The sequence below is a fragment of the Janthinobacterium sp. CG3 genome (assembly GCF_000344615.1).
Classification (GTDB): Bacteria; Pseudomonadota; Gammaproteobacteria; order Burkholderiales; family Burkholderiaceae_D; genus Janthinobacterium.
On the sequence record NZ_KB467824.1, the window covers coordinates 5358343 to 5375704 of the forward strand.

The 17362-nt window shown below is 58.3% G+C and carries 11 protein-coding genes and 1 pseudogene; 10 read left to right on the top strand and 2 right to left on the bottom strand.

Annotated elements, in window-relative coordinates; all coding sequences use genetic code 11:
• Positions 1 to 82 precede the first annotated feature (82 nt).
• From JANGC3_RS0123815 to JANGC3_RS32980, 4 genes are all read left to right on the top strand, one after another.
• Positions 83 to 742, top strand: a complete 660-nt coding sequence (locus JANGC3_RS0123815) for a response regulator (RefSeq protein WP_026133432.1) — start codon at positions 83 to 85, stop codon at positions 740 to 742.
• Positions 739 to 2079: an ATP-binding protein gene (locus JANGC3_RS0123820; protein ID WP_026133433.1), complete on the top strand. Its 1341-nt coding sequence runs from the start codon at positions 739 to 741 to the stop codon at positions 2077 to 2079. The genes JANGC3_RS0123815 and JANGC3_RS0123820 overlap by 4 nt, the downstream gene beginning before the upstream one ends.
• Positions 2080 to 2159: 80 nt before the next feature.
• The gene (coaD, locus tag JANGC3_RS0123825; protein ID WP_017879002.1) at positions 2160 to 3305 is read left to right on the top strand and encodes a pantetheine-phosphate adenylyltransferase; all 1146 of its coding nucleotides are present in this window, start codon (positions 2160 to 2162) and stop codon (positions 3303 to 3305) included.
• Between the two features lie 229 nt (positions 3306 to 3534).
• A complete protein-coding gene (locus JANGC3_RS32980; RefSeq protein WP_157406855.1) occupies positions 3535 to 3858 on the top strand; it encodes a hypothetical protein in 324 nt (107 codons plus the stop codon).
• A gap of 83 nt (positions 3859 to 3941) precedes the next feature.
• On the opposite strand, the pseudogene JANGC3_RS0123830 reads toward JANGC3_RS32980, so the two are convergent.
• Both JANGC3_RS0123830 and JANGC3_RS29970 read right to left on the bottom strand, forming a co-directional pair.
• A pseudogene (locus JANGC3_RS0123830) lies at positions 3942 to 4421 on the bottom strand (IS66 family transposase); the annotation flags it as partial.
• Positions 4400 to 4738 carry a DUF6444 domain-containing protein gene (locus tag JANGC3_RS29970; protein ID WP_017879004.1) on the bottom strand — a complete coding sequence of 113 codons (339 nt, stop codon included), beginning with the start codon at positions 4736 to 4738 and terminating at the stop codon, positions 4400 to 4402. The gene JANGC3_RS29970 and the pseudogene JANGC3_RS0123830, both read right to left, overlap by 22 nt.
• Before the next feature lie 398 nt (positions 4739 to 5136).
• Here JANGC3_RS29970 and JANGC3_RS0123840 point away from each other — a divergent pair, with 398 nt between their 5' ends.
• The 6 genes from JANGC3_RS0123840 (at position 5137) to JANGC3_RS0123855 (ending at position 17353) form a co-directional block, all read left to right on the top strand.
• On the top strand, positions 5137 to 8457 hold the full coding sequence (locus JANGC3_RS0123840) for an FG-GAP-like repeat-containing protein (RefSeq protein WP_157406857.1): 3321 nt from the start codon (positions 5137 to 5139) through the stop codon (positions 8455 to 8457).
• A gap of 141 nt (positions 8458 to 8598) precedes the next feature.
• Positions 8599 to 12531, top strand: coding sequence for an RHS repeat-associated core domain-containing protein (locus tag JANGC3_RS0123845; RefSeq protein ID WP_017879006.1), 3933 nt, complete (start codon positions 8599 to 8601; stop codon positions 12529 to 12531).
• Positions 12532 to 12558: 27 nt separating this feature from the next.
• On the top strand, positions 12559 to 13467 hold the full coding sequence (locus tag JANGC3_RS32985) for a hypothetical protein (protein ID WP_157406859.1): 909 nt from the start codon (positions 12559 to 12561) through the stop codon (positions 13465 to 13467).
• A 331-nt stretch (positions 13468 to 13798) separates the two neighbouring features.
• Positions 13799 to 14359 carry a hypothetical protein gene (locus JANGC3_RS32990; RefSeq protein WP_157406861.1) on the top strand — a complete coding sequence of 187 codons (561 nt, stop codon included), beginning with the start codon at positions 13799 to 13801 and terminating at the stop codon, positions 14357 to 14359.
• Positions 14356 to 14880: a hypothetical protein gene (locus JANGC3_RS30970; protein WP_051068343.1), complete on the top strand. Its 525-nt coding sequence runs from the start codon at positions 14356 to 14358 to the stop codon at positions 14878 to 14880. Before JANGC3_RS32990 ends, JANGC3_RS30970 begins: the two co-directional genes overlap by 4 nt.
• Before the next feature lie 172 nt (positions 14881 to 15052).
• Complete coding sequence (locus JANGC3_RS0123855; protein ID WP_017879008.1) at positions 15053 to 17353, top strand: hypothetical protein; 2301 nt, start codon at positions 15053 to 15055, stop codon at positions 17351 to 17353.
• Positions 17354 to 17362: the final 9 nt, after the last annotated feature.

A 17362-nucleotide genomic window follows, 5' to 3' on the forward strand; every position in this document is an offset into this window, starting at 1 on the left:
GTCGGACCGTCGGGGTCTGACCCCGGGTTCACGCCGGCGGTGTGGTTTGGCATGAATCATTAACGAGAATAACGGAAACGCGATGCGACTTTTGCTGGTGGAAGATGATGTCATGATCGGCGAGGTCGTGCTCGACTTGCTGCGGGCCGAGCACTACGCGGTCGACTGGGTCAAGGACGGCGACATGGCCGACACGGCCCTGCAGACCCAGACCTACGACCTGGTGCTGCTGGACCTGGGCCTGCCGCGCAAGGACGGCCTCGACGTGCTGCGCGGCATGCGCCTGCGCAAGCAGGACACGCCGGTGCTGGTGGCGACGGCGCGCGACGCCGTCGACCAGCGCATCGCCGGGCTCGACGCCGGCGCCGACGACTACGTGCTCAAGCCCTACGACCTCGACGAGCTGCTGGCGCGCATCCGCGCGCTGCTGCGGCGCGCCGCCGGCCGGCCCGAACCGGTGTTCGAGCACCAGGGCGTGAGCATCAATCCGCTGACGCGCGAAGTGGTGGCGGACGGCCACCCGGTCAACCTGTCGGCGCGCGAATGGGCGGTGCTCGAGGCGCTGATCGCGCGCCCCGGCATCGTGCTCTCGCGCGCCCAGCTGGAGGAAAAACTGTACAGCTGGAAGGACGAGGTCAACAGCAACGCCGTCGAAGTCTACATCCACGGCCTGCGCAAGAAGCTCGGCAGCGAGTTGATCCAGAACGTGCGCGGACTCGGCTACATGGTGCCGAAGGCATGAGAGTGGCGCATTCGATGCGCGGGCGCCTGCTGTGGTTTCTGCTGGCGGCCATCATCATGGCGGCGCTGGCGCAGGCCTCGATCGCCTACCGCAGCGCGCTGTACGACGCCGACGAAATCTTCGACTACCACATGCAGCAGATGGCGCTGTCGCTGCGCTCGGGCGCGCCGCTGGCGAACCAGCAGCAGCAGCCGCCGCAGACGCCGGCCGACCCGGCCAACAACGACCTGGTGGTGCAGGTGTGGACGCCGGACGGCGCCCAGGTGTACCGCTCGATCACCCGCGCCGAGCTGCCGCAGCGCGCGGTGCTGGGCTTTTCCAACGTCCAGGCCAACGGCACCACCTACCGGATCTTCTCGGTGCAGACCAGCTCGCAAACGGTGCAGGTGGCGCAGGACATGGCGGTGCGCAAGCGCATGGCCGGCAGCATGGCGCTGCGCACGGTCGGGCCGATCGCGCTGATGGCGCCGATCCTGATGCTGGTGGTGTGGTGGGTCGTCAGCGGCTCGCTGGCGCCGGTCGAGCGGGTCCGCAAGCAGGTCGCGGCGCGCCAGGCCGACGACCTCTCGCCGGTGTCGGAGTCGGGCCTGCCCGACGAGGTACAGCCGCTGGTGCGCGAGCTGAACCTGCTGTTCGGCCGCGTCAAAACCGCCTTCGAGGCGCAGCAGCACTTCGTCGCCGACGCCGCGCACGAGTTGCGCACGCCGCTGGCGGCGCTCAAGCTGCAGGTGGTCAGCCTGGAGCGGGCCGGCTGCGACGAGGCGCGCGGCGTCGCGGTGGCGCGCCTGGGCGCCGGCATCGAACGGGCCACCCGCCTGGTCGAGCAATTGCTGGTGCTGGCGCGGCAGGAGGCCAGCGCGGCCAGCGGCGACCTGCTGCAACCGGTCGAACTGGGCGAGCTGGTCAAACGCACGCTGGGCGACATGGCCGGCGCCGCGCAGGCGCGCCAGATCGACCTGGGCCTGCACCACCTCGACCCGGCCGGCGTGGCGGGGCAGGGCGACGCCCTGTTGATCATGCTGCGCAACCTGGTCGACAACGCGCTCAAGTACACGCCGGCCGGCGGCAGCGTCGACGTCGAGCTGCGCGCCGGCGCGGCCGGCGTGACGCTGGCGGTCGAGGACAGCGGCCCCGGCATCTCGCCGGAGGAGCGCGAGCGCGTCTTCAACCGCTTCTACCGGGTGCCGGGCAGCGCGGCCGGCGGTAGCGGCCTGGGCTTGGCGATCATCAAGGCCATCGCCGAACGGCATGGCGCCAAACTGGTGCTGGAGCAGTCGCAGCGGCTGGGCGGGCTGCGCGTGCAGGTCGAATTCCCCGCCGCGGCGCTTAAAGCTTAATCTTGATGCAATCCTTTTGATTGACGGGGGCGCCCGCGCGCTATATCTTCTGCGGAACTACAGCCAATTTGGAGCGCCGCATGAAGAAAATCGGATTCTCGGGAACCCTCGACCCCATCACCAACGGCCACATGTGGGTGATCGGCGAGGCGCGCACGATCGCCGACGAGGTCATCGTGTTCCTGTCGCAGAATCCGGCCAAGCGGCCGCAATTCCCCGCCGAGGACCGCAAGAACATCATCGAGCAGAGCGCGCGCGAACGCGGCTGGGACAACGTCCAGGTCGTCATCGTCAAGAGCGACTACACCGCGCGCGTGGCGAAAAAGCACGGCGCCGACTACCTGATCCGCGGCATCCGCACCACCGCCGACTTCGACTACGAGAACCTGATCCAGCAAACCAACGTCGACGTGCTGCAGGGCGCCAAGACCATCTTCGTGATGCCGCCGCGCGACCTCGGCTCGGTCAGTTCGAGCTTCGTCAAGGCGCTGGAGGGGCCGGTTGGCTGGAACTGGACCATGAAGAAATTCGTGCCCGGCCCGGCCTACCGCGCCTGGATCCTCAGCTGGTTGCGCAAGGAATGGGACGGCCTGTGGGACAACGCCGGCGCGCTGGCGCCGGAGCAGGAGCTGATCGAGCGCTGGTTCGCCCACCTGACCGGGGCGCAGGCCTACGGCGGCGCCGACCGCTATTACCATAACCTCGACCACCTGGTGCACGGCCTGTGCGAAATCCGCGTGTGGGCCGCCAACACCCAGGCCTCGGCGCACGATATGGACATCGTCAAGAAGGCCTTCTGGTTCCACGACGCGCTGTACGAGCGCGACGAGGCGGCGCTGTTCTCGAACGAGGAGGCGAGCGCGCAACTGTGGTTGGGCAGCGGCCTGGACATGGGCACCGGTACCGAGGTGGCCGAGCTGATCCGCGCCACCGACCACTTCCAGAGCCCCGGCATCAACCACAAGCTCAAGGACGTCATGCTCAGCGTCGACTTGGCCATCCTGGGCCAGAACGACGAGGTGTACGAAGCGTACACCCGCGCCATCCGCCAGGAATACGCGCACGTCGACGAGGCCCGCTTCCGCGAGCAGCGCCGGCTGGCGCTGATCCACCTGCGCGCCAAGGCCGAGTCCGGCGGGATGTTCGGCGACCCCTACTTCGCCGAGCAGTACAACGACAAGGCCATCGACAACCTGACGCGCGAGATCGACGCGCTCGGCGCTTGAAAAGCGTTGTTTATATAAAAATTTATTGATATTTAAATTGTATTGTAAATTTTGAATTGGCAGGCTTGCTATAATGTTTATGTGCTTCGTATGTTGCATCGTGTTTTCGATGATGTTGGCACTATGCCGAAATAAATTTTTAATGCGGAAGATACTTTTATCAGTTATTTCTATAAGGCTTAAATATACTGGGTTTTCTTAATTGTTGACGTTTATTGATTGTAAAGAAATGAAAAAATTTAAATTATTGGCGATTTTCCTTGGGTTGCTACAAAATTTCGCGCATGCACAAACGAGTTCCCAGTACGTTTCCCCGTATGGTTCTATAATAAATATTCGGGCCTACGTGAATGGCATTGTTTATATAGATCATAGCGTTGGTGTGTGTGCTTTCAAGACGTTTACCGTGGATACCGCGACGCCTGGTGGAAAGGCAATGTATGCCGCCGCGATGGCGGGATTTGTGGCGCAAAAGCCGGTAGCTTTGGAAATTCCCAATAATATTACGTGCGTTTGGGGTATGCCGTTGCAGTCTATTTTTGTGAATCCTTGAGGGAGCGTCAAACCAGTGACGTCTTGAGCGCGCTGCCGAATTAATCGATGATGACGTTACAGCGCTGGGAAGCGGCGTGTTGTTCAGGCAGGCTTGATCTGCTGGACGTAATGCCGGGGCAGGAACTCGTCGACGCGGTTGACGGGATGGTCGCCGATCTGCGCCAGCACATGGCGCAACCAGGTATCGGGGTCGATTCCGTTCAGCCGGGCCGTGCCGATCAGTGAGTAGATCACGGCGGCGCGCGCGCCGCCACTGTCGGCGCCCGCGAACAGGTAGTTGCGGCGGCCGATGGCGATTGCGCGCAGGACCCGCTCGGCGGCCGAGTTGTCGACCTCGATGGCACCGTCGTCGTAGTAGCGCGCCAGCGCCGGCCACAGGTTCAAGGCGTGCAGGATAGTTGCCGCCGTGTCGAATTTGCGCGGGAGTTTATCAAGCGCGGCGCGCAGCCAGCGCTCCAGGTCGTCGAGCAAGGGCCGCGAGCGCGTCTGCCGAACTGTCCTGCGTTCGTCGGGCGGTTTGTTGCGGATCTCGGCCTCCATCACATATAGTTCCGCGATGCGCCACACGCGCCTCGTCGAGTGGCAACGAGCGATGGCAATGGATGGCGCACCGTGTCGGTCGGTTCGGTGACCTGCTTGAGCGTCGCCCCCTTGTGTCCACCTTGTGCGCCCGCTTTCTTGTCCGACGACCCGCGCAACGATTGCGTCGTTTTCTTCTTGGCAAGGCCATCGGTCGACGGCGGCTTGCTCGAATTCTCGCTGTTCATTCCAAGTCTCGCCTCAACTGCGTCGAGGCGTGCGAACAGGGCGTCGATAAGCCGGTCCTTGTCCTGTTCGGACAGATGTGCGAGGTCGAGGCGTGGCGACTTCGGTGGCATACACGAATGATGCGTTATTCCAGTTCTGTTTACAACAATTTTCACACCGCTCGCTCAGGCTGAATAGGTGCAAAAAATTCATTATTTCTTCGACATGGACCTTTTTTGCATTGAAAATTTCGAGGGCGGCAAACTGTGAAATTTTAGCCCCATGAAAAATCGCAGCAAGGATAGGCCCAACCGCCAAGGCGCAGGTGTCCGCACCGTTGTTTTTGCAGGAAGTTAAATAATTTTATGGCAACAATTTTCTCGGGATATGTTAATATCCCAGTGGAAATTTTTTAACTTGAGCAATGTCAGGGGCGTATCAAGCATGGCAGCAAGGCGGCGGAGACGCCATGCGTTGCCATGACAGTTGAGCGCCATGCCTGCCTTCTGCCGCAGCGGAGAATAACGGTTTGATCACAGTAAACAATGTAGTTAGATGCCCCAAGGTGGCTGCTTCGATCGGGCGCTGGGCGCTCAGCTGCTTTCTTGCGCTCGCTTCGTTTGGCGCGCAGGCAGGCGATCAGGTTTCCGTATCCGACGGTGGCATGGCGTCCTACTCCTTTCCGATTGGCGTGCCGCCAGGTATTGCCGGGATGGCGCCAAACCTGGCATTGTTCTACAGCGGTGGCGGTGTGAACGGTCCCGTCGGACTGGGCTGGACAGTTCAGGGCATCTCGATGATCACTCGCTGCGCGGGTAACAAAATCATCGATGGCTACCCCGTGCCGGTCAAATTCGCCGCGGCTGACAAACTGTGCCTGGACGGTCAGCGCCTGATCCAGACCGATGCCGATGGCGTTGTCGTGAGCCCGCAGCTCAACGATAGCTTGGGCGGTTCGGGGACTGTGCGCGAGTACCGCACCGAGAAGGACATGTATGCGCGCATCCGCGCCTACGGCGTCGCCGGTGGCAATGCCGCCAACGGGCCGGCGTATTTCAAGGTCTGGACCAAGAGCGGCCAGATTTACGAATATGGCGTGGGCACCAACTCCACCGCCAACGCGCAAATCCTCGCAGGAGGCAAAAGCGTGGTGGCGGCCTGGCCAGTCAGCCGCATTCGAGACACCGTCAGCAACTTCATGGATTTCGAGTACGAGCAGCGCGATGTTGCTTGGGGCAGCGGTTCGGTCGCCGGCAGTCCGACGGTCGGTCGCGAATGGAATTTGCTGGAAGTTCGTTATACCGGCAGTAGCAACCAAGCCCCGGCCAACAAGGTGGTATTCGAATACACGGACCGGCCCGACATGGCTGGCGGCGGCGCCGCGCAGGATCGTTCGGAAAGCTACCATGAGGGCAGCAAGAACGTCAGCGTACGGCTGCTTAGCGCGATCCGAACGTACATCAATGCGCAGGCAAGTCCGATCAATGTGAAGACAATCAACCTGGCTTATCAGAAGGGCCCGGTCAGCGGCCGTAGCCGGTTGGTAAAAATCACCGAGTGTGCTGGCGCGAGCAGCAAGTGTTTGCCGCCCACGAGCTTTAACTATGCGCCTGGCGGCAACGCCAGATACACGCAAAATTCACAATTTACCGACAGCGCGCTCGGCAACTTGACGATGCAAAGCACAACCGGCAACTACGGTGTGAGCGTCGGGAAATTCTTTGGCGATGGCCGCGCCGGCATTCTGCGCTGGTTGGACACGCCGAGCCAAAACGAGTTGTACAAAGGCGCGACTGACGGCTCGTTTACGAAGGTGGCAGTATTTAACATCACCGCTCAAAATCTGTTTAAGAGCGATGGATGCTATTCCTCAGTCGTGGCCGACTTCAACGGCGACGGCATGAGCGACATCTTGCGCATCATGCAGACGTACTCCACCAGTTCGACCTCCTGCGGTGCAATGCGACATATTTTGTACATTGGCAAAGGCGACGGTTCATTCGCTGAAACGGATGTGGCCGGGATCGATTTTACGAAAAAAAAAGGGAGCAGGCAATCATACTACGACTGCCTCTCTGGTTCTGGTGCTAATTGCAATGAATATTCTATGGATCCGACTGCTTTTTCACAGACCGAGGGGCGGGGCTTCCATATATTGGACGTCAACAATGATGGCTTGCTGGATATTGTTACAACGATCATGCCTTCGTTTAATAGAACATCTACCCCGTATAGCGACGCGACGCTGTGCGCAACGCTGGTTTGCACCCGAGAGTTCCTGGGACAGCCAGGCGGTGGTTTTGTCGAAAAAACGGATACTAACCTTGCACACCGTTCTGTTTATGCCGAGGAACCACCTCGCGAAACGCTGCGCAGGCCATATGTTTCTGACGCCAATGGCGATGGCTTACCGGACCTGCTTGTCACTAACGGTGTCTGGTTATCCCGCGGTGACGGCAACTTCGATATCACTCCATTGGCTAATTCGAGTGTCGACAGAGGCTGCCGGGACTCCCTTGACTTTAACGGTGACGGCCGATCCGACTGCTTATATCCAGCCGCACTCTACACGGCCGATGGCAGCGATACGTTAAAACGGGCAAGCAATTTCAACCTCACAAGCGATGATATGAGGAAAACGCCTGTGCTCGGAATGCCTCCAACTATGGATGTACAACTGGCGGACATCGACGGCGACGGCCGCACGGATATGCTGCGCTGGAGTGACGATCCGACGCAGAACGCCGTATGGTTAAGCAATGGCGACGGCACTTTCCGCCGCGACGCCACGTTTAATCTGACGACGACGAACGATGTGCTGCAAAAAAGCGACAGAAGCGCCAATTTCATATTGGGCGATTTCACGGGGCGCGGCAACACCGAGATCCTGCGCCTGGGATACACCAATCGGCTCTTCGTCAAGAGCGATAGCACGCCGCTGGACCAGCTCGTATCGGTCACGTCGGGTACGGGCATAAGCACTAGCCTGACCTGGGTGCCGATGAGCAATTCCGCCAGCGGCGGCTTGGGTGCGCGCTATGCCAGCGATTTCGGCACGCCGTACGCGGCCAAGTATCCGATGGTGGATATCACGATGCCGAGCCATGTGGTGGTCACCAGCACTACCGATAGCGGCGTCGGGACGGGCAAGCAAATTTCAGAATATAGCTATGCGGGCATGAAGATGAGCGCCGCCGGGTTTGGCTTCCTCGGCTTCCGCGAAGTTCGGCGCCAGCATACTGCTCCAAACGGGGGCAATTTGACAATCGTGACGAGCAATTTGCAAAATGGCTACTATACCGGCGTACCGGCGGCGAGCGAAACCCGATTGGGGCCGCTCAATGCATCCGGCGCGCAAGTGCTCAGCCGTAGCAGCTACAGCTATTGCGACAAGACATCATCGAGCACTACCGCGACCAGCACTTTGCCGTGCCCATCCGTGAAAATAGTTCGGCGGCCATATCTGTACCAAAGCAGGGAAGAGGGATGGGACCTGGACGGCACGGCGCTGCCGGTCGTTGTCACGACCAACGCCTTCAACGACAGTGGCGATCCGCTTACGATCACGGTCAAGACTACTGGAAAAGGCGCCGGGGTAACGCAGACATTCACTAAAACCACGGTTAACGTGTACAAACCCGATGACATTTTGTTGGATAAATGGATTCTGGGGCGCCTGCAAACGGCGACCGTGACAAGCTCCGCACCCAACAGCCTGGCAAGTATCGCTACGGCGGCGGGAACCGCGCCCTACGCAAGCAATAACTTCGGGCGCTGGACCAAAGCTATGCCAATGCCCTTGAGCCCGGGTGCGCTCAGTGCGATTCTGTCGATAATTCTCGACGAATAGCCCGCCATACGCACGGCCCGTTTCCGAATCGTTGACATCGCGATTGCTGAAACGCGGCCGGGGAGCGTCCTGCGTTGCGAGACTCTCCACCCCGGTCACCACCATACGAACCATCTCAACATTTCCTGCACAAGGCAAGCGATGCGCAAAGTAGTCTCTTCTCTCCTCCTATTCGTGTCCGTGCTGGGCGCGGGTGTCGCCAACGCTCAGGTGCCGCCGAACCCGTATAACTACAGTCGGGGCAGCGCCTTTGAATATGACGCGACGAGCGGTCTATTGACCAGCGAAACGGTGGAGCCGAACAATCCTGCGTCTTGCGTCACGACTACCTACCTGTACGACAGTTATGGCAACAAGCGAAGCGCCAGCGTGGCCAATTGCGCCGGCGCCGGCGGCAACGACGTATTTCTTACCCGCGCCAGCAGCAGTACGTATAGCGCTCAGACCGTGACAGTGGCGGGAATCAATGTTGCCATCCCTCCGGGAACTTTTCCCACGGTTGTCAACAACGCCCTGTCGCAATCGGAAAGTAAGACCTTCGATCCGCGCTTTGGCGCCGTGCTCAGCCTGACCGGTCCGAACGCCCTGACCACCACGTGGGAATTGGATGATTTCGGACGCACGGTCAGGGAGTCGCGGGCCGACGGGACCAGCAGCGTCAGCTATTATTGCTATCTGGCCGGAAAGGGCGTCGACACCAGCAGCAGCACCCCGGGGTGCCCGGCGCCAACAAGTTCCGAGGCGCCCGTCGAGGCCATCAGCTTTGTCCACAGCGAGCAGCGCAACACCTCCAACGTCAAGAACGGGCCGTTTTCCCGCGCGTACATGGACCGCGTCGGCCGCAAGATCCGCACCGTCACGGAGGCGTTCGACGGCGCCACGCAGCCTGGCGGCGTCGATCGGCTGATCGTGCAGGACACCGACTACAGCGTTCATGGCGCGCCTTTGGTAACAACCCAGCCGTATTTCCTCGACACGCGGGCGTCCATCAATGGCGGTGCCGCCAACAGCTACGGCATGAGCACCAGCGAATACGACGCGCTGGGCCGTCCAATCCGCGTCTATAACCGGGACCCGCTGGGCGGCGACTCGGCCACGTTCGGCAGCCGCGGGACTGTGCCGGCGGCCGTGACCACGATAGCCTACAGCGGCCTGACCGTTACCACCACCAGTGACAAGGGCCAGACGCGGATCGAGGAAAAGAACGCCGACGGAAAACTGGTGCGCGTCACCGACGCCTTCGGCGCCCAGATCGCTTATCAACACGATGCGTTCGGCAACCTGCTGCAAACCAAGGACGCGCTGCAAAATATCGTCACCGTCCGCTACGACATCCGTGGCCGCAAAATCGGCATGACCGATCCGGATACCGGGACATGGGAATACAACTACAACGCGTTGGGCGAACTGGTCTGGCAGCGCAACCCGAACCAGCTTGCCAACGGGCAGGCCACGACCATGGCGTACGACAAGCTTGGCCGCATGACAAGCCGGATCGAACCGGAATACACCAGCACCTGGACGTACGACAACTGCGTCAAAGGCGTGGGCAAGCTGTGCGCCACCAGCACCACGAACGGCGTCAGCCGGAAAATGGTCTACGACGCGCTGGGCCGCCCGGTGAACGCGCGGACCACGGTAAGCGGCGGTCCGAGCTTCGCCAGCGCGGTCAGCTATGACGCCGACGACGGCCGGCCGTCCAGCCAGACCTATCCGAGCGGATTGAAGGTCAACTATAACTACACCGCCAAGGGTTTCCTGTCGACGCTGACGATGGCCACCACCGCGACCGTTGGCGGCAAGGCCGTTGCCACCTTGTGGCAGGCGCAGGCCTACAATGCTTTGGGCCAGGTTGAAAAACAGCTTTACGGCAACAACGTGGTCGGCAGGGCCAGTTTCGACGCCGCCACCGGCCGGGTAAGCGGCACAAGCGCGGGCATCGGCGCGGCAACGGCCGTGATGAACTACAGCTACTCCTGGGACAGCCTGAACCACTTGACCGGGCGTGCCGACGCCAACGGCGACGGCGCCACCGGCGCGGTCACGGACGGCTTCGACTACGACGCCGTCGGACGGCTGAAAAGTTACAGCGTTTCTGCGGCGCAGATTCCGGGCTTGACGCGCGTCGTCACGCTGGAATACAACGCGCTCGGCAGCATGCTGTACAAAAGCGACGTCGGCGAATACGGCTATCCAGTACAGGGCGCCGGCGTAACGCAGCCACACGCGGTGCAGTGGGTAAACGGGAGGGATAGCAGCAGCAAGTTCGGCAGCTACTATAAATACGATCTCAACGGCAATGTGACCGAATCGACCGGTGCCGCCTATCGCAGCGTCAGCTATACCAGCTTCAACCTTCCCGACGCGCAAACCGGCTTGAAGGGCGTGGGCGGCGTGCGATACACCTGGCAATACGACGAAAACCACCAGCGCATCAAGGAAACTCGGGTTAATACCAGCGGCACCCGTACCACCTGGATGGTACATCCGGACAACGCCGGTGGCCTGTCGTTCGAGAGCGAACAAAACGGTGCGGCGACCAGTAACCGGCACTACCTGTCTGCGGGTGGCATGAGCATCGGCGTATTGGTGTCGAGCGGCGCTTTGCCGGTGTTGGCTGCTGCTCAGACCGAGCCGACGGCGCTCTCCAGCATCGTATTCGACAAGGTCGAGTATTGGCACAAGGATCACTTGGGTAGCCTGGTGGCGACGACCAACGAGAGCGGCGTGGTAACGGCGCGCTATTCCTACGACCCGTTCGGCAAGCGCCGCACAGCCAGCGGCAAGTATGACGAACAGGGCCGGTTGTTGTACGACTGGAACGGCACCAGCAGTGGCACCGATCGGGGCTATACTGGACACGAGCATCTGGACGATGTCGGCGTGATCCATATGAACGGGCGGCTCTACGATCCGCTGCTGGGCCTCTTCATGCAAGGCGATCCCTACATTCAGGATCCGTCCGATTTGCAAAATTACAATCGTTATGGCTATTGCTATAACAATCCGATGACATGTACCGATCCTACGGGATATAAGAGTCTGTGGATGAAAATTAGGCCTCAAAGTCCCTTTTCTGGGGGCGGGCTTGCTGATCCAGGCGGATACGTTCTTTCTAAGGTTGCGCACACTAAAGTTGGCTATCAGTTAGGGTCTATTGCAATTGGTGTTCTTTCCGTTATCTATTGTGAAGGCGGAGCTTGGGCGTGCAATGCCGAGGGGCAAGCCATTTGGGCTGGTTTCGCCGGTAGATCATTTGGCGAGGCGGTAAAAATTGGGGTTATAGCCGGTGCGACTTCCTATGCCATGAACGCGGTCGGGGGCGAATGGGTTGGATCTGGTGATACAGCTACCGCTTACTCATCTTTTATGAACACCGTTGGCCATGCGGCAGTGGGCTGCGCTTCTTCATTGGCGAACAGTGGCAGTTGTCAAAGCGGTGCGGTAGCGGGTGGACTTTCGGCTGCTTGGGGAAATTATGGGCCGGGATATGTCGTTGGTAATACAGCGGGATCTATTATTCAAAATACTATGGTTGCTGCCGCAATCGGCGGTACTACGTCGGTTTTGAGTGGAGGAAACTTCGCAAATGGGGCGACGACTGGGGCGTTTGGGTATTTATTTAATCACTGGGCACACGAGCTTGAACTTGCTGTGTATGGCAGGGATGCACATAAGACATTGCAAGATATTATGTATCAGGACGGACTAGTGGTTGAGCGAAAAAGTGCCGGTGGGCGCGAAGTGAACGGCCGTTTCGATATAGCACGTGCTGAGACGCTCGAACTTTGGGAAATTAAGCGATTTAGTATCGCTGGAATTGCAGCAGGTGAGATTGTGTTGAATGCCTATACGGATAACACTGGGTTTCAGCGAGGAGGAGATTTGCCAAGATTGAAGGTTGGTGATACCTTAAATCTCAGAGGGGATCACTCGACATACACGTTCAAAAATATGGGGAGAGGGCTAATCCTCTACTCGGTGGATCCAGTGCGATTCCAGATTCGACTTCCATTTCCGCTCCCATTGCCAGGATCAAGTGCCAACCGTTTGCCTGACCCATCGCAATATTAATTTTTTCCGGTGAATATGGAGGGAAACATGAGTCATGAACCCGATGTTAATGCTAAATTATCAAGCAAGTCAATTGATTCAATGCTTTCTTGGAGAAAGAGACTTGGTGGTATTCGAGGAGATTTTGAAAAAAGTGGATTTTGTTTGCCAAGTATGGAGATGCGTTATATTGAATCGCTGAGAAGCAGAGGCGAGGACGAGCGAGAGCTAGAGTTTTATCTTGATGAGATAACCAGGGAGTCATTTAATTTGCCAAGAGGTATTTGGAACGTTGACGCCAGAAAGGTTCTCCCCCTTCATCTTCGGTCTAGTTATATTGATCTGCTTCAAGCTAAAATAGACTCTAAATCGCTTGTCTTACCAGTTGGTTCGCCGATTCATAAAATAATAGATGTAAATTATTTTATTTATTCTCGATTGGCAATTGATGCTAATGACCGGTGGAAAAAATATATTTCTGATGTGAAATTGCAAAAAAAAAGAGAAATCGATAAATTCAATAAAAAGATTGCACATTTTTCGCCGCGCTGTATGGACTTAACTGCAATAAATGCAACGAGATTAATTATTTCTATTGCAAATGAGCTGGGGGTTGAGTGCTGTTTGGTTGAGAAGGGGGAGAATTGTAGAGTCGTTCTTCGGTCGATGATTACTGATGAGCTGTATGCGTATTTTGAATGGAGCGATCCCGTTGTGCTGCGAAAGTGGGGGGCGTTACAAATATCAGTTATGGTACAAGAATCTGATTTGCCGATTTGGGCCCCAAATCAATTTCGAGCTTGGCCATATGTAGCTAGTTTAGGAGGGATGGCTCCCGGTATAGACTGGTATGCGTGGAGGAATGAGGACTGGGATAGCGTGGTGCTCGGGGTGCTTGCAAATATAGAATTTTTTAAATTGTGTTTTCCAGTTTGTAAAAATGAAGATAAAATTTAATGCAATTGTGTTGATGTAAAAAATTTTTAAAAACGAAGTGCAACACCTTCTCCTGTAAGGAGCCCCCGTGGCGAAAAAACTACAAATATTTTGACTCTTCCTGCTAAATTTGTTGTAGATTGGTCTGCTATTTTTGTTTATTATGAGTTGCTCTATTTCGGAAAAATCTTTGCTAGCCTTGATCCACTTTAATATGAGCAAGAAAGAATTTATGTGAGGAAGGGGAAGCTTGGTTGGGAGTTTTCTTGCATGTCGCGACCGGAATTTTCTTGTGATAACTGGAAAAATAAGACGGGTTGGTGAAAGTGTATTGTTTGAGTTTTGATAAAATATGTATTATTCTAATATATCAAATTTTTTGTTGAAACGGGCGGCTGGATTGCATTTTTTAATTCGTCTTCATTTTCCTTGGTTAATGAGTGTGGTATTGTTTTTTTTATCTATCGGAATTTCGCTGCGGGAGTTGCCAGAGATGGATGCGAATAATTATTTGTTGGCCCACAAAAAACGTTCACTGGAAACCCGATTGCACACCTCCGTCAATACATCTATTGTTAAAGTGCGAGAGAGTTTTGGCGTTGGTTTCGCACCGTACAGTAGCTTGCCTGCAGTAATTAGTAGTTTTCAAGATTTGAGTACAAAAAATGGATTAGAATTGTTGGAGGCGAGCTATAGGCCTGGTTCCGATGTTTCAAACACGAGGTTTGGACGGATCGAAATCAATGCGCGTTTAAAGGGCGCTTACCGTCCACTGAAAAAAGTTCTTGCGGAGCTATTGATGTCGCATGAAGGATTGGCACTGGAAGGTGTCTCACTGCGGCGCAATCGTTCGGTCGACGCGGTCCTAGACATGGAATTGCGGTTTACTTTTTTTTATCGGAAGGACGCATGATGCTTACGCGCCGACATGGCTTAGTGCTGGCTGCCATGGTCACGATGATGCTGGTTGCGTGGACCGCATGGCGTGATTCGCCAGATTTACCTGCTTCCTCCGCTAGGGTGCCGCATGCAGCTAAATCAGTGGACGTGGTAACTGGCCAGCCGGCGGCCACTGCGGCGCGCGGCGAATTTGACCGCGACCCCTTGCTCGAGGCCACCGCCGACCCCTTCCAGGTTGTGACTTTTTTTCCACCACAGCCGAAGTTCGTGGCGCCGCCGCCTCCGGCGCTGCCGCCGGCCCCGGTCAAGCCGGTCGCTCCGCCTTTTCCCTTCCTCTATTTCGGCCGGATGGTCGACGTGAACGGCAAGCTGGTCACCTATCTGACGCGTGACGATGTATTAATTCCAATCCGGGCCAAGGAAACACTGGATAATGTATACCGCATCGATGCGATGACCGAGACGGAAATCGTGGTGACGCATTTGCCTTCGAATGAAAAAGTAACGATCACTACGCAGTCGGCGTCAAACTAGTTTCTGCGTTCGTTGGCGTATCGGCTTGCGTTGTTGTGCCCACGCTGCGGGCGCCATGGCACGCGTGGGCACAAGAACGTGCCCACCCTACGTCACGAAGTTGCCACTATCGGCCATTCAATGGAATGGCCAGTCTTCATAATTCAGGAGTATCGCGTTGTTTGACAGGGGAATGTATTTCAGGTGGACCGCCGCGGCGTTGGCGGCCGCGTCGCTGGCCGGTTGCAGCGCGCAATTCATCCGCGACGACGCGCAGGAGCAGATCAAGGCCGGCCTGTATGAAAAGGCGCTCAAGACGTATGACGACGCCCTGGCGCGCTACCCGGAAAACGTGACGCTGCGCACCGGCCAGATCAGCGCGCGCGAAACTGTCTTCAACCGCTTGTTGACGGCGGCGACGTCGGCGCGTGCCGGCGGCAACGACAAGGCCGCCTTGGATATCTTGCAGCGCGCGCTGGCCATCAACCCGAACGAGGAGCGCGCCAAGGCGATGCGCCTGGATATCGACCGCGACCTGCGCCAGCGCGAGGCGGTGGTGAACGCCAAGGAGTTGGCCGCGAAGGGTATGCGCGAGCGCGCGATGGTCACGGTCGAGGCGGCCTTGAAGGATAATCCGAAGAACGCCGAGCTGCTGGCCTTGCAGCGCCAGTGGGAACTCGACGTGCGCCAGTCCGAGTTGGTGTCGGCGCGGCTGGCCGAGACGCGGCCGATTTCGCTCGATTTTCGCGACGCCAATCTGCGCATGGTGCTGGAAGTACTGACGCGTAACAGCGGCATCAATTTCATTCTCGACAAGGACGTGCGCCAGGATTTGCGCGCCACGGTGTTTCTGCGCCAGACCCGCCTGGAGGACGCGCTCGACCTGATCACCACCACCAGCCAGTTGACGTACAAGGTGCTCGACACGGCGACCGTGCTGATTTATCCGAAGACCCCGGAAAAGGCGCGCGAATACCAGGACTTGGTGATCCGCGCGTTTTACCTGTCCAGCGCCGACGTGAAGCAAACCGCCAGCCTGCTGAAAACCATGCTGAAGATCCGCGAGCCCTTCATCGATGAAAAGCTCAATCTGATTATGATCCGCGAAACGCCGGAGACGGTGCGGTTGGCCGAGCGCCTGATCGCGCTGCATGATTTGTCGGAGCCGGAGGTGATGATGGAGGTCGAGGTGCTGGAAATTAAGAGTTCCAGCCTGACCGAGCTGGGCGTCAAGTATCCGGACAGTTTTACGCTGACGCCGATGACGGCGGCCGGCACCACCAATTTCAACCTGGGCAACGTGAAGAATATCAACCGCGATACGATCGGTATCAACGTGCCCAATGTGCTTATCAATTTGCACCGCGACGTTGGCAACGTCCACATCCTGGCCAATCCGAAAATCCGTGCTCGCAACCGCGAGAAGGCGAAAATCCTTATCGGCGATAAGCTGCCGGTCATTACCACCACCGGCAGCGCCACCAATAGCGGCTTCATTTCCGAATCGGTGCAGTACGTCGACGTCGGCCTCAAGCTGGAGGTCGAACCGAACATCTATCTGGACGACGAGGTGGCCATCAAGATTGGCATGGAGGTCAGTTCGCTGGTGCGCGAGATTAAGACTTCCGGCGGCTCGCTGGTGTACCAGATCGGCACGCGCACGGCCAACACGGTGCTACGCCTGCGCGACGGCGAAACCCAGTTGCTGGCCGGCTTGATCAGCAACGAGGAGCGGATGAGCGCGAACCGCGTGCCGGGCATGGGCGACCTGCCGCTGGTCGGGCGGCTGTTTTCTTCGCAGCGCGACGACGGCCAGCGCACCGAGATCGTGTTGTCGATCACCCCGCGCATCGTGCGCAATATTCGCCGCCCGGACGTGAACCAGACCGAATTCTGGTCCGGCACCGAGAACGACATTCGTAGCCGGCCGCTGACGCTGCCAAAGGTGGCTGATCCGAAGGCGCCGGCGGACAAGGCGCCGGGCGCCGCCAACGCACCGGGCGCCGTCAATGGACCGGCCATCAACGCGCCGGCCGGCGCCGTGCCTGCCGCGCTGGTGCCGCTGGCAGCGCCGGAAGCGCCGGCGGCCGCGTCCCTGAAGCTGGTGGCGCCGGCGGAAGTGAAGCTTGGCGAGACCTTCAGCGTGCATTTGAACGTGAGCGCAACCTCGCCGCTACGCGGCATGCCGGTGGAGCTGGTGTTTAACGCCAAGGCGCTGGAGGTGTTGGACGCCGACGAGGGCGCCTTTTTCACCCAGGACGGCGCGGCCATCAGCAAAACCAAGGTGCTGGAACAAAACAAGGGCCACGCCTCGATGGCGATCCTGCGCAACATCGCCGAGGGCGCCAAGGGGGAGGGGACGGCGATGACGTTTAAGTTCAAGGCGATCGCCGCCGGGCCGACGCAGATTCGCCTGGCCTCGGCCAGCGCGATCGCCATGCCGCCGGTGGCGTTGCCGCCGCCGCCGCCGCCGACCAATATCACGGTGAAGTGAGCCCGCGCG